Source organism: Devosia sp. MC1541, from assembly GCF_012847305.1.
Classification (GTDB): domain Bacteria; phylum Pseudomonadota; class Alphaproteobacteria; order Rhizobiales; family Devosiaceae; genus Devosia.
On record NZ_JABBDZ010000006.1, the window covers coordinates 19713 to 38267 of the forward strand.

Below are 18555 nucleotides of genomic sequence, written 5' to 3' on the forward strand. Positions count from 1 at the left end.
TGTTGAATGAACTTTGTGTTCGGCTCTTTGGTCGATTTTTCCAACACGTATTGGAAACTATTCCACGGGTTTACGTTAGCGTCAATTGAGCGCTTGTGACTGCTCAGGGCACCAAATCAAGGTTTGCGTTACCACTGGCGATGAACCTATTGGTGTGTAAGTTGACGTATACGTAAACTTGAGTAAATTAAGTGGGCGTCGCGCTTGAGTTCTGAATAGGCCTTGGGTGCGCGCTGAGGAGTAGCCGCGGCAAGTATTCGCGGGCGAGGAGACAATGGCGATCCAACCCCTGGGGTGTGGCGCGCTTGTGGAGGATAGGGGCATGACCCTGTTGCTGATCGTGATCAGTTTGATCGTTTTTGCCGCTTTGGCCGTGCGCGAAAGTGCGCTTTGGCAATGGGGAGCGGCAGTGGTGGTCATCGGCCTTGCCTCCGGTTTCCATTTTACAGCGGAGGGGGCCAATTATGCTCTGGGCTTCGGGGGCTGGCTCCTGCTTGTTTTCGGCGCGCTGCTGTTGCTGCTGGCGATAAAGCCACTGCGCCTCGCGGTGCTGACGACGCCCGTTTATGGCGCTGTGAAATCCATTCTTCCCAAGGTGAGCCGCACTGAGCAGGAAGCGCTGGACGCGGGTACTGTCGGTTGGGATGCCGAGCTCTTTTCCGGGCGTCCGAACTGGGACAAACTGACCCAAATCCGCCCGCTGACCCTCTCGGCTGAAGAGCAAGCTTTTTTGGATGGCCCGACCGAGCAGGCATGCCAGATGCTCGACGATTGGGATATTCGCCATAACCGCGCGGACCTGTCGCCTGAGTTGTGGCAGTTCCTGCGCGACAAGGGATTTCTGGGCATGCTGATTGCCAAGGAACACGGTGGCCTTGGGTTTTCGGCGCAGGCACAGTCGATGATTGTGTCCAAGATTGCCAGCCGCTCGGTGGCGGCGGGGATCACCGTTATGGTGCCCAACTCGCTCGGACCAGGCGAGCTGCTGGAGAAATACGGCACACCGGCACAAAAGGAAAAATATCTCCATCGTCTGGCAACCGGTCAGGATGTGCCGTGCTTTGCGCTGACGGGCATTCACTCCGGCTCTGACGCAGGCGGCATGCGCGATATTGGTGTTGTGACCAAGGGCATGTGGAATGGCGAGGAAGTGCTTGGGGTCAAGCTGTCGTTCGACAAGCGCTATATTACGCTTGCCCCAGTGGCGACGCTGGTTGGTTTGGCGTTTCTTCTCAAAGATCCGGACAATCTGCTTGGCCGTGGGGCTGACGTTGGCATCACGCTGGCGCTGGTGCCGCGCGACCATCCGGGCCTTGATATTGGTCGTCGCCACTTCCCATCGCGCCAGGCCTTCATGAATGGTCCGGTGCGGGGCAAGGACATGTTCGTGCCCCTCGATTATCTGATCGGTGGTGTGGATTATGCCGGTCAGGGCTGGCGCATGCTGATGGAGTGTCTCTCCACAGGCCGCGCGATTTCACTGCCTGCGATCGGCACGACGTCGATCAAACAAACCCTGCGCACGACTTCGGCCTATGCGCGTATCCGTCGCCAGTTTGGGATTCCGGTTGGGATCATGGAAGGCGTGGCGGAGCCTCTCGGGGAGATGGTCAAGCGCGCCTATATGTATGAAGCAGCGCGGCGGTTGACGGCGTCGATGGTTGACGAGGGGCAGCGTCCGGCGGTTATCGCGGGGCTGCTTAAATATACAACCACGGAAGCCATGCGCGACAGCATGGACGAGGCCTTCGACATTCAAGGCGGGCGCGCTATTCAGGATGGTCCGAAGAACTATCTGTTTGGCGGGTATATGGCGATCCCGGTGGCGATCACCGTGGAAGGGGCCAATATTCTCACTCGTACGCTGATGACCTTTGCGCAGGGCGTGCTGCGGGCGCACCCTTATTTGCTCAAAGAAATTCAGGCGGTTCAGAACAAGGACCGCAAGGCGGGCCTCGACGCGTTCGATCTCGCTTTTGGTGGGCACACCAAATTTATGCTGCGCAATATTGTGGCGAGTTTCCTGCACGGGGTGAGCAATGGCGCTTTCGCCTCGTCTCCCAATGAAGGGCCGATGGCGGGGCATTATCGCAAGCTGCACCGCTACTCGCAGGCCTTTGCGCTGGTGGCGGATTGGACCACAGTGGTGCTCGGGGGGGCGCTCAAGCAGAAGCAGAAAATCTCGGGCCGCATGGCTGACCTGTTGGGCGAGCTTTATCTGATGTCGGCAACGCTCAAGCGTTTTGACGAGGAAGCGCGCATTGAGGAAGATAAGGCACTGGTCGACAGCATCATCGCCGACCGCATTGCCAATATCGAAAAAACCTTCGGCGAGGTGTTCGATAATTTCCCGAACCCCGTCTTTGCCTGGGCGATGCGTATCCTCTGCTTCCCCTTTGGCCGCCACGCAAAGCGCGCGTCCGACAGGGCCAACTATCGCCTGGCTAAGGCTGTGTTGGTGCCGGGTGGGTTCCGCGATCGCCTGACGACGGGTGTCTATATCTCCAATGATCCTGACGATGTGACCGGGGTGTTGGAGGATGCGTTCAAGAAGGTCGTCGACGCCGAAGAGATCGAAACGCGCTTCATCAAGGCATCGCGTAAGGGTGTTATCGAGCGTCGTCTTGATCGTGACGCGATTGCTGACGCGGTTGTCGCTGGCGTGCTCAACGACAATGAAGCGGGCATCATGCGGGCGGCCGACGAGGCGACCGAGCGCGCCGTGCAGGTTGATGATTTTGCGATGACCGTGTTGGATAAGACCGCGCCACGGTCGGCGGCGGAATAGGGATCGGAGGAAAGAATGGCAACTGCAATCGCAGAGACCAAGTTCTGGAATTTCACTATCGATCTCGAAAAGATTGGTTGGCTGACGATCAATACTCCAGACGCGCCGGTCAACACGCTGAGCCGTGCGGCGCTGATGGAATTGGAAACACTGGTTGCCCATTTTGAGGAGATGCAGACGACCGGCGAGTTGATCGGCGTTGTTCTGCTCTCCGGCAAAGACAGCGGTTTTATCGCGGGCGCTGATGTCGCCGAGTTTGATAGTCTGAGTGACTTCTCTGTTCTGCCCGACGCGCTGCGTCGCACCCACACGATCTTCCAGCGCTTGGAGAGCCTCAAGATTCCGGTTGTGGCCGGTATTCATGGGTTCTGCTTGGGCGGAGGGCTAGAGCTAGCACTGGCCTGTCACTACCGTATTGCCGTCAATGACGAGAAAACTCGTATTGGCTTCCCTGAGGTCAACCTTGGGATTTTCCCCGGGTTTGGCGGGACTGGACGCTTTATTCGGCAGGCCGGGCCGGTTGATGCCATGCAGATCATGCTCACGGGAAAAATGCTGCGCGCCGGGGCAGCGCGTGGGCTCAACCTTGTCGATAAGCTGGTGCGGCATCGCGATATGCTGGCCTGGGAAGGCCGCAAGGCTGTGCTGCAAAAGCGCAAATCCGAGCAAGCCGCGCCGTATAAGAAGGCCATGGCTCTGCCCGGTGTTCGTGGATTTATCGCCAATAAGATGCGCGAGCAGGCGGCCAAAAAGGCGCCAAAGGCGAATTATCCGGCTCCCTATGCGCTCATCGATTTGTTCGAGGAGCATGGCAATGATTGGCGCGCGATGGCACGCGGCGAAATCGAAGCTATCACCCCACTGATGGGTGGCCCGACCGCGAGCAATTTGCGTCGTGTGTTCTTTCTCTCTGAAAAGCTCAAAAAGCAGGGATTGAAGGGCGCGAAATTTGCGCGTGTTCACGTCATCGGGGCAGGCGTCATGGGCGGCGATATTGCCGCGTGGTGCGCTTATCGCGGGATGAGTGTGACGCTTCAGGATCTCGATTTAGAGCGCATTCAGCCGGCGCTGGATCGAGCCAAGAAGCTCTTCAAAAAACGCTATAAGAAAAAACACGAGGTCGATGCGGCGATGCTGCGCCTCACGCCTGATCCGCATGGCACAGGCGTGCCGCGCGCCGATGTGATCATCGAGGCGGTGGTGGAAAAGCTTGAGGTCAAGCAGAGCATTTTCTCTGGCGTCGAAGGCAAGTTGAAACCGGGTGCGATCCTCGCGACGAACACCTCGTCGATTGAGCTTGAACGCATCGCGGAAGCGCTCAAGGACCCCAGCCGCTTGATCGGCTTGCACTTCTTTAATCCAGTGGCGCAACTGCCATTGGTTGAGGTGATCCGCTCGACCTTTAACGACGATGAAGCCATTGGTAAGGGCGCAGCTTTTGCGCTCGCTATCGGCAAATCGCCAGTGGTGGTGAAGTCTGCACCGGGCTTTCTCGTGAACCGTGTGCTCATGCCTTACATGCTGGGCGCGGTGGAGCGCGTTGAAGCGGGCGAAAGCAAGGAATTGCTCGACGCGGCAGCAGTTGCCTTTGGCATGCCGATGGGGCCGATCGAGTTGATGGATACGGTTGGGCTGGATGTGGGCAAGTCGGTTGCGATTGAGCTCGGGCATGCGGTGCCGGAAAACAGCATTTTTGCCAAGCTGATTGCGCAAGGCAAGCTCGGGCGGAAGTCCGGCGAGGGCTTCTATTCGTGGAAGGACGGCAAAGCGGTCAAAGATGCAGCGCCAGAGCATCCTGATCTCGTCGGGCTGGGCCGCGAGCTGGTCAAGCCACTGGTTGATATGACCGAAGTTGTGGTCCGTGAAGGCGTGGTGGCCTCGCCTGAGCTGGCCGATATCGGTGTGATTTTCGGCACGGGTTTTGCGCCATTTATGGGTGGGCCGATGAAGGCCCGTGCAGACGGCCGGGCGTGAGGGGAAAGACAATGACTGAAGTGAAACGCGTTGCCATTGTCGGTTCTGCCCGCATTCCGTTCGCGCGCGGCGGTACGGCATATGTCGAGGAAAGCAACCTCTCGATGTTGGCGGGGACGCTGCGCGGGCTTTCCGACAAATACGGGCTTAAGGGCGAAAAGATTGATGAGGTTATCGCCGGGGCAGTGATCAATCATTCGCGCGATTTCAATATCGCGCGAGAAGCCTTGCTCGACGCCGGGCTGTCGCCGCGCACGCCGGGAACGACCATGCAGATTGCCTGCGGTACCAGTTTGCAGGCGGCCTTGGTTTTGGCCGGTAAGATTGCTTCTGGCCAAATCGATAGCGGTATTGCGGCGGGCTCAGACTGCGTGTCAGACAGTCCAATTGTTTTCGGGCCGAAGTTTCAGCATCGCCTTCTCAATGTGAATGCTGAGAAAACTCCGGGCGACAAGTTCAAGGCTTTCAAAGGGTTTTCGTTTGGCGAGCTGACGCCGGTTGCGCCCTCGGTCAACGAACCGCGCACGGGCCTATCGATGGGTCAACATTGCGAGCTCATGGCGCGCGAATGGAACATTGCGCGGGCCGATCAAGATGCGCTGGCTGTTGCCAGCCATCGCAACGCCAGCGCTGCCTATGAAGAGGGCTTCCACGACGATCTCGTGGTGCAGCATGCGGGCCTTGTGCGGGACAATAACGTGCGGGCCGACGCCAATCTTGAAAAAATGGCGACGCTCAAACCGGCCTTTGACAAAACCTCTGGCTACGGCACGTTGACCGCGGGCAATTCGACCCCGCTCACCGATGGCGCGGCCAGCGTGCTTTTGGCGAGTGAAGACTGGGCTAAAGCGCGGGGTCTGCCGATTCTTGCTTATCTCACCACAGGGCGGGTGGCGGGCAATGACTTCGCACATGGCGAAGGGCTGTTGATGGCACCGACGATTGCGGCAAGCGACATGCTCGATCGGGCGGGGCTGAGCTTTGCCGATATCGATTACTTCGAGCTTCATGAGGCGTTCGCAGCGCAGGTCTTGTGTACGCTTAAGGCTTGGAATGATCCCGAATATTGCCGCACCGTTCTTGGGCGTAACGACGTTCTTGGCCCGATTGATCGCGCAAAGATCAATGTGAAGGGCTCGAGCCTTGCCTATGGGCACCCATTTGCAGCGACGGGGGCGCGTATTTTGGGACTGACGGCAAAGCTGGTTTCGGGGCAGGCTGGTAAGAAAGCCTTGATCTCGGTGTGCACTGCCGGTGGCATGGGCGTGACTGCTCTGGTAGAGGGAGCGGCATGAGTGATAACGTCGTAAAATTCCGTCGCCCTGAGAAGAAGCCAGAACCAAAAGCGCCCAAGCCTAAACAGACTTGGCCGAGTTGGTTACCTTTCGCTGTGCTCCTTGCTGTGGCTGTAGTGATCTATCTTTTTCAAATGTGATGTCCGCTTAGACATGCTGAACAATAGCGGGCGCGCCTTGATTTTCGAGGGTGCGCCCGCTTTGTATTCACAAACCTGTTTGCCGCGCGAAATCAGGCTGTTGTGGCACCACATAGTTCAAGCCTAACTGTTCGTATGAACAGATATTTCATAGTTGTTTTGAGTTCTGGCAAGTTTCACTTGTCAGTAGACGGATTTGCACGATACCGTCCAATGATCTTGGCAAAGGAACTGCCAAGCTGAGTTGAAGTTGGGCAATGAACAACTTCCCCCAAGGGATAATTATAGGAGATGGGACCATATGAAGTTCACGACAGCTTTTAAGGCAGTCGCGACCGCCGGCGTTATGGCGTTGTTGATGAGCACGGCAGCTTCTGCTGTGACACTGCAGTTGCACAACGGTGGTGATCCGGGAACTCTGGACCCGCATAAGGCGTCGGGCGACTGGGAAAACCGCGTTATCGGCGACTACATCGAAGGTCTGCTCACCGAAAGCCCAAGCGCTGAAGCTATTCCGGGCCAGGCCGAGTCCTGGGATATTTCGGAAGACGGCACAGTCTATACCTTCCACCTGCGTGACGGTATTGCTTGGTCGGACGGCACCCCAGTGACCGCTGGCGACTTCGTGTTCGCATTCCAGCGCTTGTTTGATCCAAAGACTGCTGCCGACTACGCCTATCTGCAGTTCCCGATCAAGAACGCTGAAAAGATCAACTCGGGCACAATCGCTGATTTGAACGAACTTGGCGTCAAGGCAATCGACGACAAGACGCTCGAAATCACGCTGGAAGCTTCGACCCCATTCTTCCTTGAAGCGCTGACGCACTACACCGCTTACCCAGTGCCAAAGCACTTGGTTGAGAAGGTTGGCGACGATTGGACCAAGGTCGAAAACATCATCGGCAACGGCCCATACCTGATCAAGGAATGGCTGCCAGGTTCGTATGTTCGCTCTGAAAAGAACGCTGACTATTACGACGCTTCGAACGTGAAGATCGACGAAGTCTTCTACCACGTTCTGGAAGATCAGGCTGCAGCGCTTAACCGCTACCGCGCTGGCGAATTCGACATTCTGACCGACTTCCCATCTGACCAGTATCAGTGGCTGCAGGACAACATGCCTGGCCAGGCACACGTCACGCCATTCCTGGGCATCTATTACTACGTGCTGAACCAGGAAGAAGGCGAAGTTCTTTCCGACGTTCGTATCCGTGAAGCGCTCTCGACCACCGTCGTTCGCGACGTGATCGGGCCAGATATTCTGGGTACGGGCGAGCTGCCAGCTTATGGTTGGGTCCCACCGGGCACTTCCAACTATGTTGAAAATGCTTACCATCCAGCTTGGGCTGACACGCCATATGAAGAGCGCGTCGAAAAGGCCAAGGCACTGATGACTGAAGCCGGTTACGGCCCAGACAAGCCTCTGACCCTGCAGCTGCGTTACAACACCAACGACAACCACCAGCGTATCGCTGTGGCACTTGCTGCCATGTGGGAACCGCTGGGTGTTAAGATCGAGCTGTTCAACGCTGAAACCGCAGTGCACTACGACGCTCTGCGCGCAGGCGATTTCCAGGTTGGCCGCGCTGGCTGGCTGCTCGACTACAACGATCCATCCAACACGCTCGACCTTCTCAAGGACGGCGTTGATCAGGCCGGTACGATCAACTGGGGCAATAACTACGGTCGCTATTCGAACGACGAGTTCAATGCGCTGATGGTCCAGGCTTCGACCGAACTTGATCTGGTAAAGCGTGGCGAACTGCTCGCTGCAGCTGAAAAGATCGCCATGGATGAGTTCGCTGCAATCCCGATCTACTGGTACGTGTCTAAGGACGTCGTCTCGCCAAAGATTTCGGGCTTTGAAGCCAATCCGAAGAACATCTTCCGTACCCGCTGGCTGTCTAAGTCCGAGTAACCGAAGTTAAGTTTTTTGAGACCGTGGGGGCCAAAAGGCCCCCACGGCGCTTTTGTCCGGGAGAGGTGCTTCGCCTCTTCGGCCAAGGAGTTCGCTATAAATGCTGGCATATGCCTTTCGGCGTGTCTTGTCGGCGATCCCTATCGCTTTGATCGCTGTGACCGCCTGCTTCTTCATTCTCCGCCTAGCTCCCGGTGGTCCGTTCGACGGTGAGCGGGCGCTCCCGCCAACAGTGCTCGCCAATCTCAGAGCGCACTACAATCTCGATCAGCCGTTGATCGTTCAGTATTTCCTCTACGTGTGGCGTTTGCTGCAGGGCGACCTTGGCCCATCGATGGTGATCGACGGGTTCAACGTTAGCGAACTCATCTCGATCGGCTTTCCCTTCACCCTCACCATGGCTTTGTCGGCATTTGTGATCGCGACGATTGTCGGCATGATCGCGGGCATGGTTGCTGCCGCTTATCAGAATAAGTGGCCCGACTATGTGTTGGTGCTGGGCGTGATGATCGGCGTGCTGATCCCGAACTTCCTGATGGCGGCACTGCTCCAGCTCTGGTTCGGCGTTTATCTGAAATGGGTGCCTGCGGGCGGTTGGGTCAGCGGCTCCTGGATCCACTTGGTTCTGCCTGTCACCGTTTTGGCTTGGCCGCACGCTGGGCGTATCTCGCGCCTGATGCGCGGCTCGATGATCGAAACACTCGGTACAAATTATGTCCGCACGGCACGTGCGAAAGGGCTTGGCGAGCGTCTGGTGCTGATGCGCCATGCGATCAAGCCGGCACTGCTGCCCGTCGTGTCCTATCTTGGACCTGGCCTTTCCTATCTCCTCACCGGCTCTCTCGCCGTTGAGCAGGTGTTCGGCCTGCCGGGTATCGGCAAATATTTCGTCACAGCCGCGCTTAACCGCGACTATGGCGTCGTTCTGGGGACCACCATCCTCTACATGTTCATTATTCTCGCGCTCAATCTGCTCGTGGACCTCGTCTACGCTTGGCTTGACCCAAGGGTGAGGTACCGCTGATGGCTGGTTTTACCGGTAAAGACCACGTTCTCACCGCCTATGCTGAAAAGCTGGCCACCGAAGCGCCAAAGGGTCGCTCGCTGGGGCAGGACGCGTTCAATCGCTTGAAAAAGAATAAGATGGCGGTGATCTCCATCTTCATTCTCGTAACAATTATCCTCGTCGCCTTCATCGGGCCGTATCTCGTGCCATGGGGCTATTCTCAGGTCGACTGGAGCAATATTCGCAAGCCGCCTGATTTTGACGCTGGCCACTATCTCGGCACAGACCAGAACGGGCGCGACATGCTCGCTCGTGTGCTGCAAGGCACGCAGATGAGCTTGGTCGTGGCCTTTGTGGCGACGCTGGTTTCGGTAACCATCGGTGTCGTCTACGGAGCCGTCGCAGGCTATTATGGTGGCCGCGTTGATGCCATCATGATGCGCTTTGTCGATATTATGTATGCGCTGCCGTACATCCTCTTCGTCATCATTTTGGTGGTGATGTTTGGTCGTAACCCGGTGCTGCTGTTTATTGGCATTGGTGCGATCGAATGGCTCACCATGGCGCGTATTGTGCGTGGGCAAACGCTCTCCATTAAGGAGAAAGAGTTTGTCGAGGCCGCGCGCGCTGGTGGGGTCAAGCCTTTCACCATCATCATGCGTCACATCGTACCGAACCTGACCGGTCCGGTGGTGATCTATGCGACGCTGACCATTCCAGAAATCATTATCGCGGAGAGCTTCCTCTCCTATCTCGGTCTGGGTGTGCAGGAACCGCAAACCTCGCTCGGTACGCTGATCTCGGCTGGTGCGCCAGTTGCCGAAGTGATGCCGTGGTTGATGCTTGCGCCAGCCGCTGTGCTGATCACGTTGCTGTTCTGTCTCACCTATATCGGTGACGGTCTGCGTGACGCGCTCGACCCCAAGGACCGATAGGAGGCTGACCATGGCACTACTAGAAGTCAAAAACCTCAAGGTCGAGTTCGAAACCCCCGATGGCATCATCGAGGGCGTGCGGGACCTATCCTATACGCTCGAGAAGGGCAAAACACTGGCCATCGTTGGCGAGTCGGGATCTGGTAAAACGCAGGGCGCTTTCGCCATTATGGGCCTTTTGCCCAAAAATGGTCATGCCTCTGGTTCGGTGAAGTTTGACGGCAAGGAGATTCTCAATCTCCCCCGCAAGCAGCTCAACGAATATCGCGCCAAGCGTATTGGTATCATCTTCCAAGACCCGATGACGTCGCTGAACCCTTATCTGCGCATCTCGCGGCAGATGACTGAGGTTCTCCAGCTCCACAAGGGCATGAGCTATAATGCGGCGCTCGCGGAAAGCGTGCGCCTGCTTGAGGCAGTGCGGATTACCGATGCGAAGAATCGCATCCACCTTTATCCGCATGAGTTTTCGGGCGGCATGCGTCAGCGTGTGATGATCGCAATGTCGCTGCTGTGTAGCCCGGAATTGCTCATCGCAGACGAACCAACGACCGCGCTCGACGTGACAGTTCAAGCCGAAATCATCGATCTTCTCGTGGATCTGCAAGAGGATTTCGGGACGTCGATCATCCTGATTACCCACGATCTTGGGATTGTCGCAGGCACGTGCGAGGACACGCTGGTGATGTTTGGGGGTAAGGTGATGGAATATCGCAAGACCGCCGATATTTTCGCCAGTCCCGAGCATCCCTATACCAAGGGCCTGTTGGCGGCATTGCCGCGCTTGGACAAGCGAGTCGAGCGTCTTTCCACCGTCTCCTATGACTTCATGACAGGGGCGCGCCAAGCATGAGTGACCGCGAACCAATTCTGAAAGTCCGCGATATCAGCGTGGACTTTAGTCTTCCGCCAAGCACGCTCTTCGGCAAGAAACGCGTCCTGCATGCGGTCAAGAATGTCTCGTTCGACCTCTATGCGGGCGAGACACTGGGCATTGTCGGCGAGTCGGGTTCTGGAAAGTCGACGCTCGCGCGAGCCGTGTCGCGGCTGGTGCAGGCAACCGGGGGCACATCGCACTATTTGGGTAAAGACATCCAGACCATGTCCAGCAACGAGCTTCTGGCTCTGCGCAAGGACATTCAGATGGTGTTTCAGGACCCACTGGCGTCGCTGAATCCGCGCATGACGGCAGGGGCGATCATCGCCGAGCCGTTGCAGACCCATGAGCCGCGTGTGACCAAGGCCGAGCGCACAGCGCGCGTGATCCATATGATGGAGAAGGTTGGGCTGCAGGGCTCGATGATCAACAAATACCCGCACGAATTCTCGGGCGGGCAATGTCAGCGTATCGGTATTGCGCGCGCCTTGATCACCAACCCCAAGCTGGTGGTGTGTGACGAGGCGGTATCAGCGCTCGACGTCTCGATCCGGGCGCAGGTGATCAACCTTCTCATGGACCTCCAGAAAGAGTTGGGCATCTCCATGCTCTTCATCTCGCACGACATCGCCGTGGTCCGGCACATCGCGCAGCGCGTGATGGTGCTCTATCTCGGGGAAGTGGTGGAAATTGGCGACGTGGCGCAGGTGGTGGAAGATCCGAAGCACGCCTATACCAAGAAGTTGATCACGGCCGTTCCGGTTCCTGATCCGGTCGTTGAGATGGAGCGGCGTGAAGAGCGGCGTCGTCTCCGCAAGGCTGCGCAGTCGGCCGCGTAAAGCGTCCGGAAGGCTTAAATGGAGCGGGGGTGAGTCTCAGACTCGCCCCCGCTCCTTTGTAATTGATGTCTTGTTGACGCCGCGCACAGGGTGCCGATTGCGCAAAATGGCGCGAAATCCACGCCTGATGGCCTGTAATTGCTCGGGATTTCCACAGGACAGGGCCAGAATAGGCAAGAGTCTAGAGTTTAGGATTTCTGCGCGTCTGCCGCGTTGACAGGCTCCGACGTATTCCCTATGAAGGGGCAAGTTTCCGGGCGCCTAGGCGCCTCTTTTGTTTGACCGAGGATACCAAGATGAAGATCCGCAACTCGCTCAAGGCGTTGATGACGCGCCATCGCGCGAATAAACTCGTCCGCCGTCGCGGCCGGGTTTACATCATTAACAAGGTGGACAAGCGCTTCAAGGCCCGTCAGGGCTAATACGCTTTCCAGCAAGAATTGCTTGACAAGGCCCGCATAAACATGCGGGCCTTGTTTTTTATTGGGCTGGTGAAGGTTGGGGGACCTGATGCCGCTATCGCACACGCTTACGGTGACTGTGGACAGGCCGTATCGCCAAGTTGATACGTTCATGTCTGACCCAAAGAACTTCGGCAAATGGGCCGCCGTGGTTCCCGGGACGTATAGAAAGCAAGAGGGTGGGGACTGGGTGGCCGAAGTGACCTTCGGAAGGATCAGGCATGTCCGCTTCGTGCCCGGCCTTGGAAACGGCATTTATGACCATGCGGTGTTCCGGCCCGGAGAGATACCGTTGTTTATGCCGATGCGCGCTATGCGCTATGGCGAAAAGACGGAGGTGCGGTTCACCTTCGTTCAGCGATCCGATATGTCGGTTGATTCTTTTCACGACACCATCGCCTGAATTACCCGCGATCTGATGCGCCTTAAGGAGGCGATTGAAGCGGACTATTATTCCACCGATCAAGTGAGCAATGTTTTCGCTTTCAGAGCGTGAGTTTTAGCGTTCTCAAACTGCGCTCGCATGGGTTTGGGATGAATATTTGCGCGTAACTGCATCTTAACTATAAATGTTCATGCTCCTCCGTAATTTCGGAGGGGTTATGCGTAAGCTTTTAGGGTCAATTGTTTTAGTTTTTTCAGTAACACCGGTTGTTGCTGCCGACTTGTATCTGCCAGGTTTTGGCAATTCTGCGATTGCCTATGCAGGTCCGGCACATGACTGGACAGGGTTTTATGCTGGTGTGTACGGCGCCTACACGGGCGGCATAACCAGTACGACAAATACGAGTAGCGGTGTTGTGACAGACGTTACAATGCGCGGCGCAGGGCTCGGCATCACTGTTGGTGCTAACTATCAATATGAGCAGCTGGTTTTTGGTGCTGAAGCCGATCTGGGCTGGTCCGGTGCTACCGGCACAACCGCATGCGTAATCCTGACGACTTCCGATTGCTCGGCAGATATTCGCTGGTCCGCGACGCTGCGGGCTCGCGCCGGCATCGCCTTAGACTCGGTGTTGCTGTTTGGTACAGCTGGTCTTGCTGTCGCTGAGGGCGTGGGTAAGACAACGCCAGCACTCACCGGTACCGATGGTATATATTCTGCCGGATTTGTCGGCTGGACGGCAGGCGTTGGCGCCGAGGTCAAGGTGACCGAGGCGATTTCGCTCAAGGCCGAATACAATTATGTCGATTACGGCAAAAAGACCGCGCCGGTCGGCGCGCTGGGTAACGACCCCTATGATATTCACGCCAAGGCGCATGTCGGTAAGCTTGGGATCAACTACCACTTTTAATACGGGCTCCTTCCTGAGGCCCAAAGAAAAGCCCGCCGAAAGGCGGGCTTTTCATATTCATACTAGGCTTGCAGCGTTTAGCTGGAGCCAGCGCCATCCTGACGGACGAAGGCGATGCGCAGCATATTGGTGGCCCCAGGAGTGCCCAGTGGCACACCAGCGGTGATGGCAATGCGGTCGCCTGGGCGGGCAAAGCCTTCCTGGTAAGCGATGACGCAAGCGCGATCGACCATGTCTTCAAGGTTCACTGCGTCTTCAGTTTGAACGCAATGGATGCCCCAGACCACCGACAGGCGGCGAATGGTACGAAGGTTCGGCGACAGTGCGATGATTGGCTTGGAGGGGCGCTCACGGGCTGCACGGATCGCGGTCGAGCCGGATGCGGTGTAGGTGAGAATTGCGGCCAGATCGAGCGTTTCAGCGACCTGACGGGTTGCCGCGGAAATCGCATCCGCGGCAGTTGCTTCTGGCTCGGTCTGAGCGGCGCGGATAATGCCACGGTAGTTTGCATCGCTTTCAACGGCGATGGCCACCTTGTTCATGGTCGCGACAGCTTCGATCGGGTACTGGCCCGATGCGGATTCTGCCGAGAGCATGACAGCGTCAGCGCCTTCGAACACTGCGATGGAGACGTCCGAAACTTCTGCACGGGTCGGGACCGGTGCAGTGATCATCGATTCCAGCATCTGGGTGGCGACGACCACTGGCTTGCCGTAGCGACGGCACATGCGGATCATGCGCTTCTGAAGGCCAGGGACCGTTTCCAGCGGCAATTCAACGCCGAGATCGCCACGGGCAACCATGATGGCGTCAGACAGCTTGACGATGTCCTCAAGGCGCTCGATTGCCTGTGGCTTTTCGATCTTGGCCATAACGCCAGCACGACCCTGAACGATCTTGCGGACGTCGATAATGTCTTCTGGGCGCTGCACGAAGGAGAGCGCGATCCAATCGACTTCAGCCTTGAGGGCTTCGAGAAGGTCAGCGTGATCTTTTTCGGTCAGTGCGCCGGTGGGGAGCAGGGTGTCCGGAAGGGATACGCCCTTTTTGTCCGAGAGCTTGCCGCCATAGACGACTTCGGTCTCAATGGCGCCGCCTCCGACTTTAGTAGCCTTGAGCTGCAGCTTGCCATCGTCTAGCAGGAGACGGTCGCCGACCGAGACGCTTTCGATGATTTCTGGATGCGGCAGGTAAACGCGCTGTTCGTTGCCCTGATCGTCATTGTGACTATCGAGCGTAAACTTTTGGCCTGCGACGAGATTGATAGAGCCCTGTGCGAATTTCCAGACGCGCAGCTTGGGGCCCTGCAAATCGGCGAGAATGCCGATGGGGTGCTTGAGACGCGCTTCGACATTGCGGATCCGCTTGACAGTCTGATGCAGAACCTCGTGGCTCGCATGGCTCATATTGATCCGGAAGACGTCGGCACCGGCCTTGGCCAGCTCCTCGATCATAGTCTCCTCGTGACTTGCTGGCCCGAGGGTTGCGAGGATCTTCGCGCGTCTGATCCGTCTCATTGCGTGTCCGTGTCTTCTGAAGTTAGAGGTGCGTCGGGGTCTACCAGAAAAGCTGGCTCTTCAAGATCTTCGCCCAAGTCCGGGCCGACAACGCTTGGTAGACCATCGCTTTCGGTCAATTGTAGCGTCCAGTCGGTACGGTTCTGCGTGTCAATTTCAAAGAACCCGGTGCGCTCATACCCGCGGGCGAGGCAATCCTCAACCCCGAATATCGTGAAGGTCTCGTCTCTGGTACACATGAAGACTTCGCCATCCCAAGATCCGCCGCCGACATCATCAACAGCGTAGAGATAGAAAAAGCGTTGTTGTAGGTCGCCTTGGTAGAGAACGCGGCAGTCGCCAGGAGGGGCCTGCCACCAACCTTCACTCATCCAGCCACGCTCTGCACGATAGCCGAGCGAGACTGATATGAGGTTTCCAGTTTCGTTACAAATGCGGAGGTCTGCCTTGGCGGGCACAGCCAGGGCAAAAAAGCCACCAAAACTCGCAAGCAAAATTGCAGATCCGAGGCGGATGCGGCGCACGTGCGATCCCGAATTCATTGAAAAATGTACTACCGTTTTGACCCTAAGCGGAAGGTGAGGTCAACTGGTAACGCTTGGATATGACGGAAACATGGAGTTGTTATCACAAGCGGTGGCGCGCTGTGTGAATCCGCGCACAAAGGGGTTGAACCCAAACCGCCCTTGGGGTTGATGGGGAACAAGACTATTTATTCATTTCTCCGAGTCAAAACAGGCGCCAAGCCGCCAGTTTCGGCAGCGATCTACAAGAGGTTATCATGGCCGTCGAAGACAGCGTCGCACAGGACCAGCTGCGTGCGTTCATCGAACGCATCGAGCGTATGGAAGAAGAAAAGGCGGCAATTGCCGCTGATATCAAGGAAATTTATGCCGAAGCCAAGGGCAATGGCTTTGACACCAAGATCCTGCGCAAGATCGTGACGATCCGTAAGCAGGATCACAACGAGCGCATGGAGCAGGAAGCGATTCTCGAGCTCTACATGAGCGCGCTGGGCATGGTGGACGCTCCGTCCGACGATTAAGAATTGCCCTGCCGTTAAACAAAACTCCCGCCCTGGTGCGGGAGTTTTTTTATGTGCCTAGGCCAAGATGTCGATCAGCGATTTTGTCATGTTTTGCGCGGCGTTAGCGACTTTAACATTGGCCTTGAAGTCGGTTTCTGCGGTCATGGCGCTAATGAGCTCATTGCCGATGTCGACCTCGGCGCCGGGAATGCCACTGCGCGCAATCTGATTGGCACTGTGCTGAAGTTGGCTGGTCGCACGCGCCATGCCGTGGGTGGCGGTTGATAGGGCGGAAATTGTCATGGCGTATCTCAGCTGATCTCTCTGAATTCTGCGCCTGCCGGATGAACAACATCCTAATTTGATCGCAATGCTTTGATCATCACTAGGCAATCATAAAGTCTTCGAAAGCGATGTCCTTGCCGATGGTCATATGACAATTGGCAGGGACGGCGTGCCACTCATTCTCATTGCTGACGAAAGGCTCGGACGCCACGGCTATGCCGCCGGACATGTGGCGCCAGTAAAGGCTGGGGGGCCTATCGTCACTGGCGCAGCGGAAGGCATGGAGATTTTCGCCGTCGCTCAAAATGGCGGTGAAACGCAGCGCTTCGGTGATCCCCTCATTGATCTGAAGGCGGTGACAGGCTTCGAGCGTTCTGGCGATGGCACGGGCAGGGTCTGTATCCAGCCCTTGTCCGAGCGCGGAGAGGAAAATCGCCTCGCTGTCAGAATTGCCGCGACGGCGACCATAGATCGGATCGGGAATGAGGGCTTCGACCGAGCGGCGAATGGCTGGATAGCCGCCGATCTGGCCATTGTGCATGAAGAGATGTTTGCCCGCCGAGAAGGGATGGCAATTGGAGAAGGAGACTTCCCCCGATGTGGCCGAACGCACATGGGCAAGAAAAAGCCTCGCCTCCACCGACCGGCAGAGCGAGGCTAGGTTGGCATCGGACCAAGCAGGGAGGGTGCCGCGGTAAACACCCGGCTCGGGCCGGGCGCCATACCATCCAATGCCACATCCGTCCCCATTAACGACGGTTTTGGCTTCACGCGCCGAAAGCGACTGACTGACGAGTGACGCTTCCGGCTCGATGAGCAGGGTGTCGAGATAAATCGGCTCTCCGGTATAGGCGAGGAACCGACACATAATTTAGGCCGCGATCTCGAGGTCGTTGGCGAGCGCGAAGCGGACGGCCGCATCGGCGTGAATGATGGTGGAGTCGTAGCCGGCAATACCGAGCTTGTCTGGATCGACCAGCATCGAGATTTCAGTGCAGCCCAGAATGACGCTGTCGATGCCGCGGGACTTCATCTTTTCAATAATGCCGAGGTATTTCTCGCGGCTGGTGTCGAGGATTTTGCCCTGGCACAGCTCGTCGAAGATGACGTCGTGGATGATCTGACGGTCTTCTGCGTCCGGGGTGACAATCTCGATGCCGAGCTTGGCCATGCGTTCGGCATAAAAGCCGTGTTCCATGGTGTAGCGCGTTGCCAAGAGGAGTGGGCGCTTGCGGCCGTCTGCCTTCAGCGCCTTGGCGGTTTCTTCGATGATGCAGATCAGCGGAACGCCAGCCATGTCAGCGACGGGCTTGGAGACCAGGTGCATGGTATTGGTGCAGATGAGCACACAGGCCGCGCCAGCGCGGTTGAGGCTTGCGGCGGCGTGGCCCAAGAGATTGCCAGCATCTTCCCAACGGTCGGCCTTTTGGAGGGCAACGACTGTGGTGAAATCGAGCGAGCGCATCGCGATCTCTGCTGAGGCCAACCCGCCACGCATACGGCGGATCTCCTCGTTGATACGGCGGTAGTACACAGCGGTGGATTCCCAGCTCATACCGCCGATCAAGCCAATGGTTTTCATCACACAACTCCGAAATTCTTAAAGACTAGTGTGCCTGCAAGTGGTCGCCTCAAAATTGAGTTTTTAGGCCGCTTTGGTGGTGATGACGCAAGTTAGTTGCGCAATTTAGGCGTTTTGTGCAAACTTGCGACGAATTAATGGAGTATTACGATGCTCGATGAGCGTGATCGGCAGATTCTAAGCCTGCTGCAAGCCAATGCGGATACGCCGCTCAATGAGATCGCCGAGGCGGTGTCTCTCTCCCCCAGCGCCTGTTCACGCCGTATCGCCAAGCTGAAAGAAGACGGCATTATCCGGCACAACAGGGCGGAGCTCGATCGGGGCAAGATCGGGCTGCCGTCGACGATTTTTGTGATTGTGCGTACGGGGAGCCATGCTGCGGACTGGCTCGAGAAATTTCACGCGGCGGTGGATACGATCCCTGAGATCGTCGAGGTGCACCGGCTGACGGGGAATTTCGATTACATCATGAAATTGGTGCTGCCCAATGTCGAGCATTACGACGTGATCTATAAGCAGCTGGTCGGGCGCATCGAGATGTATGACATGTCTGCCTACATCTCGATGGAGACGGTCAAGCACGCCAGCGGCGTGCCGACCCATTATGCGCGCTAGG

Annotated in this window: 18 protein-coding genes; 13 read left to right on the forward strand and 5 right to left on the reverse strand. The window is 57.0% G+C overall.

Annotated elements, in window-relative coordinates:
- Nucleotides 1–322 precede the first annotated feature (322 nt).
- From HKD40_RS08380 to HKD40_RS08430, 11 genes are all read left to right on the forward strand, one after another.
- Complete coding sequence (locus HKD40_RS08380) at nucleotides 323–2788, forward strand: acyl-CoA dehydrogenase (RefSeq protein ID WP_169195294.1); 2466 nt, start codon at nucleotides 323–325, stop codon at nucleotides 2786–2788.
- A 15-nt stretch (nucleotides 2789–2803) separates the two neighbouring features.
- Nucleotides 2804–4762 carry a 3-hydroxyacyl-CoA dehydrogenase NAD-binding domain-containing protein gene (locus HKD40_RS08385; protein ID WP_169195295.1) on the forward strand — a complete coding sequence of 653 codons (1959 nt, stop codon included), beginning with the start codon at nucleotides 2804–2806 and terminating at the stop codon, nucleotides 4760–4762.
- A gap of 11 nt (nucleotides 4763–4773) precedes the next feature.
- The gene (locus tag HKD40_RS08390) at nucleotides 4774–6057 is read left to right on the forward strand and encodes an acetyl-CoA C-acetyltransferase (protein ID WP_169195296.1); all 1284 of its coding nucleotides are present in this window, start codon (nucleotides 4774–4776) and stop codon (nucleotides 6055–6057) included.
- Between the two features lie 441 nt (nucleotides 6058–6498).
- The gene (locus HKD40_RS08395; RefSeq protein ID WP_169195297.1) at nucleotides 6499–8115 is read left to right on the forward strand and encodes a peptide ABC transporter substrate-binding protein; all 1617 of its coding nucleotides are present in this window, start codon (nucleotides 6499–6501) and stop codon (nucleotides 8113–8115) included.
- Nucleotides 8116–8215: 100 nt separating this feature from the next.
- Nucleotides 8216–9139 (forward strand): ABC transporter permease subunit, encoded by a 924-nt coding sequence (locus HKD40_RS08400; RefSeq protein WP_169195298.1) that lies wholly within the window; start codon nucleotides 8216–8218, stop codon nucleotides 9137–9139.
- Nucleotides 9139–10056 carry an ABC transporter permease subunit gene (locus tag HKD40_RS08405; RefSeq protein WP_169195299.1) on the forward strand — a complete coding sequence of 306 codons (918 nt, stop codon included), beginning with the start codon at nucleotides 9139–9141 and terminating at the stop codon, nucleotides 10054–10056. Before HKD40_RS08400 ends, HKD40_RS08405 begins: the two co-directional genes overlap by 1 nt.
- Nucleotides 10057–10066: 10 nt before the next feature.
- Nucleotides 10067–10909 (forward strand): ATP-binding cassette domain-containing protein, encoded by an 843-nt coding sequence (locus HKD40_RS08410; RefSeq protein ID WP_169195300.1) that lies wholly within the window; start codon nucleotides 10067–10069, stop codon nucleotides 10907–10909.
- On the forward strand, nucleotides 10906–11772 hold the full coding sequence (locus HKD40_RS08415) for an ATP-binding cassette domain-containing protein (RefSeq protein WP_169195301.1): 867 nt from the start codon (nucleotides 10906–10908) through the stop codon (nucleotides 11770–11772). Before HKD40_RS08410 ends, HKD40_RS08415 begins: the two co-directional genes overlap by 4 nt.
- A gap of 296 nt (nucleotides 11773–12068) precedes the next feature.
- Nucleotides 12069–12194, forward strand: a complete 126-nt coding sequence (ykgO, locus tag HKD40_RS08420; protein ID WP_046105532.1) for a type B 50S ribosomal protein L36 — start codon at nucleotides 12069–12071, stop codon at nucleotides 12192–12194.
- 151 nt (nucleotides 12195–12345) lie between these two features.
- Nucleotides 12346–12636: a hypothetical protein gene (locus tag HKD40_RS08425; protein ID WP_169195302.1), complete on the forward strand. Its 291-nt coding sequence runs from the start codon at nucleotides 12346–12348 to the stop codon at nucleotides 12634–12636.
- Between the two features lie 199 nt (nucleotides 12637–12835).
- On the forward strand, nucleotides 12836–13528 hold the full coding sequence (locus tag HKD40_RS08430; protein ID WP_169195303.1) for an outer membrane beta-barrel protein: 693 nt from the start codon (nucleotides 12836–12838) through the stop codon (nucleotides 13526–13528).
- 77 nt (nucleotides 13529–13605) lie between these two features.
- Here the strand turns inward: HKD40_RS08430 and pyk are convergent, their stop codons facing one another.
- Entirely contained in the window at nucleotides 13606–15045 is a 1440-nt protein-coding gene (gene pyk, locus HKD40_RS08435) for a pyruvate kinase (protein ID WP_169195304.1), read from the reverse strand.
- Entirely contained in the window at nucleotides 15042–15569 is a 528-nt protein-coding gene (locus HKD40_RS08440) for a DUF1036 domain-containing protein (protein WP_349236796.1), read from the reverse strand. The genes pyk and HKD40_RS08440 overlap by 4 nt, the downstream gene beginning before the upstream one ends.
- A 257-nt stretch (nucleotides 15570–15826) precedes the next feature.
- Here HKD40_RS08440 and HKD40_RS08445 point away from each other — a divergent pair, with 257 nt between their 5' ends.
- On the forward strand, nucleotides 15827–16090 hold the full coding sequence (locus tag HKD40_RS08445) for a DUF2312 domain-containing protein (RefSeq protein WP_169195306.1): 264 nt from the start codon (nucleotides 15827–15829) through the stop codon (nucleotides 16088–16090).
- 57 nt (nucleotides 16091–16147) lie between these two features.
- On the opposite strand, the gene HKD40_RS08450 is transcribed toward HKD40_RS08445, so the two are convergent.
- The 3 genes from HKD40_RS08450 to HKD40_RS08460 all read right to left on the reverse strand — a co-directional run bounded on the left by HKD40_RS08450 (nucleotide 16148) and on the right by HKD40_RS08460 (nucleotide 17939).
- Nucleotides 16148–16375, reverse strand: coding sequence for a flagellar basal body rod C-terminal domain-containing protein (locus HKD40_RS08450; RefSeq protein ID WP_169195307.1), 228 nt, complete (start codon nucleotides 16373–16375; stop codon nucleotides 16148–16150).
- An 82-nt stretch (nucleotides 16376–16457) separates the two neighbouring features.
- Nucleotides 16458–17225: a class II glutamine amidotransferase gene (locus tag HKD40_RS08455; RefSeq protein WP_169195308.1), complete on the reverse strand. Its 768-nt coding sequence runs from the start codon at nucleotides 17223–17225 to the stop codon at nucleotides 16458–16460.
- Nucleotides 17226–17228: 3 nt separating this feature from the next.
- On the reverse strand, nucleotides 17229–17939 hold the full coding sequence (locus HKD40_RS08460; RefSeq protein ID WP_169195309.1) for an aspartate/glutamate racemase family protein: 711 nt from the start codon (nucleotides 17937–17939) through the stop codon (nucleotides 17229–17231).
- 150 nt (nucleotides 17940–18089) lie between these two features.
- Between HKD40_RS08460 and HKD40_RS08465 the strand changes: the two genes are divergently transcribed.
- Nucleotides 18090–18554: an Lrp/AsnC family transcriptional regulator gene (locus HKD40_RS08465; RefSeq protein WP_169195310.1), complete on the forward strand. Its 465-nt coding sequence runs from the start codon at nucleotides 18090–18092 to the stop codon at nucleotides 18552–18554.
- Nucleotide 18555: the final 1 nt, after the last annotated feature.

Bases quoted from the DNA above. Each gene is read 5' to 3' on its own strand.
- ykgO (WP_046105532.1), top strand. From the start codon at position 12,069: ATGAAGATCCGCAACTCGCTCAAGGCGTTGATGACGCGCCATCGCGCG.
- pyk (WP_169195304.1), bottom strand. From the start codon at position 15,045: ATGAGACGGATCAGACGCGCGAAGATCCTCGCAACCCTCGGGCCAGCA.
- HKD40_RS08430 (WP_169195303.1), top strand. From the start codon at position 12,836: ATGCGTAAGCTTTTAGGGTCAATTGTTTTAGTTTTTTCAGTAACACCG.
- HKD40_RS08405 (WP_169195299.1), top strand. From the start codon at position 9,139: ATGGCTGGTTTTACCGGTAAAGACCACGTTCTCACCGCCTATGCTGAA.
- HKD40_RS08390 (WP_169195296.1), top strand. From the start codon at position 4,774: ATGACTGAAGTGAAACGCGTTGCCATTGTCGGTTCTGCCCGCATTCCG.
- HKD40_RS08450 (WP_169195307.1), bottom strand. From the start codon at position 16,375: ATGACAATTTCCGCCCTATCAACCGCCACCCACGGCATGGCGCGTGCG.
- HKD40_RS08410 (WP_169195300.1), top strand. From the start codon at position 10,067: ATGGCACTACTAGAAGTCAAAAACCTCAAGGTCGAGTTCGAAACCCCC.
- HKD40_RS08380 (WP_169195294.1), top strand. From the start codon at position 323: ATGACCCTGTTGCTGATCGTGATCAGTTTGATCGTTTTTGCCGCTTTG.
- HKD40_RS08395 (WP_169195297.1), top strand. From the start codon at position 6,499: ATGAAGTTCACGACAGCTTTTAAGGCAGTCGCGACCGCCGGCGTTATG.
- HKD40_RS08400 (WP_169195298.1), top strand. From the start codon at position 8,216: ATGCTGGCATATGCCTTTCGGCGTGTCTTGTCGGCGATCCCTATCGCT.
- HKD40_RS08445 (WP_169195306.1), top strand. From the start codon at position 15,827: ATGGCCGTCGAAGACAGCGTCGCACAGGACCAGCTGCGTGCGTTCATC.
- HKD40_RS08415 (WP_169195301.1), top strand. From the start codon at position 10,906: ATGAGTGACCGCGAACCAATTCTGAAAGTCCGCGATATCAGCGTGGAC.
- HKD40_RS08460 (WP_169195309.1), bottom strand. From the start codon at position 17,939: ATGAAAACCATTGGCTTGATCGGCGGTATGAGCTGGGAATCCACCGCT.
- HKD40_RS08385 (WP_169195295.1), top strand. From the start codon at position 2,804: ATGGCAACTGCAATCGCAGAGACCAAGTTCTGGAATTTCACTATCGAT.
- HKD40_RS08455 (WP_169195308.1), bottom strand. From the start codon at position 17,225: ATGTGTCGGTTCCTCGCCTATACCGGAGAGCCGATTTATCTCGACACC.
- HKD40_RS08425 (WP_169195302.1), top strand. From the start codon at position 12,346: ATGTCTGACCCAAAGAACTTCGGCAAATGGGCCGCCGTGGTTCCCGGG.
- HKD40_RS08465 (WP_169195310.1), top strand. From the start codon at position 18,090: ATGCTCGATGAGCGTGATCGGCAGATTCTAAGCCTGCTGCAAGCCAAT.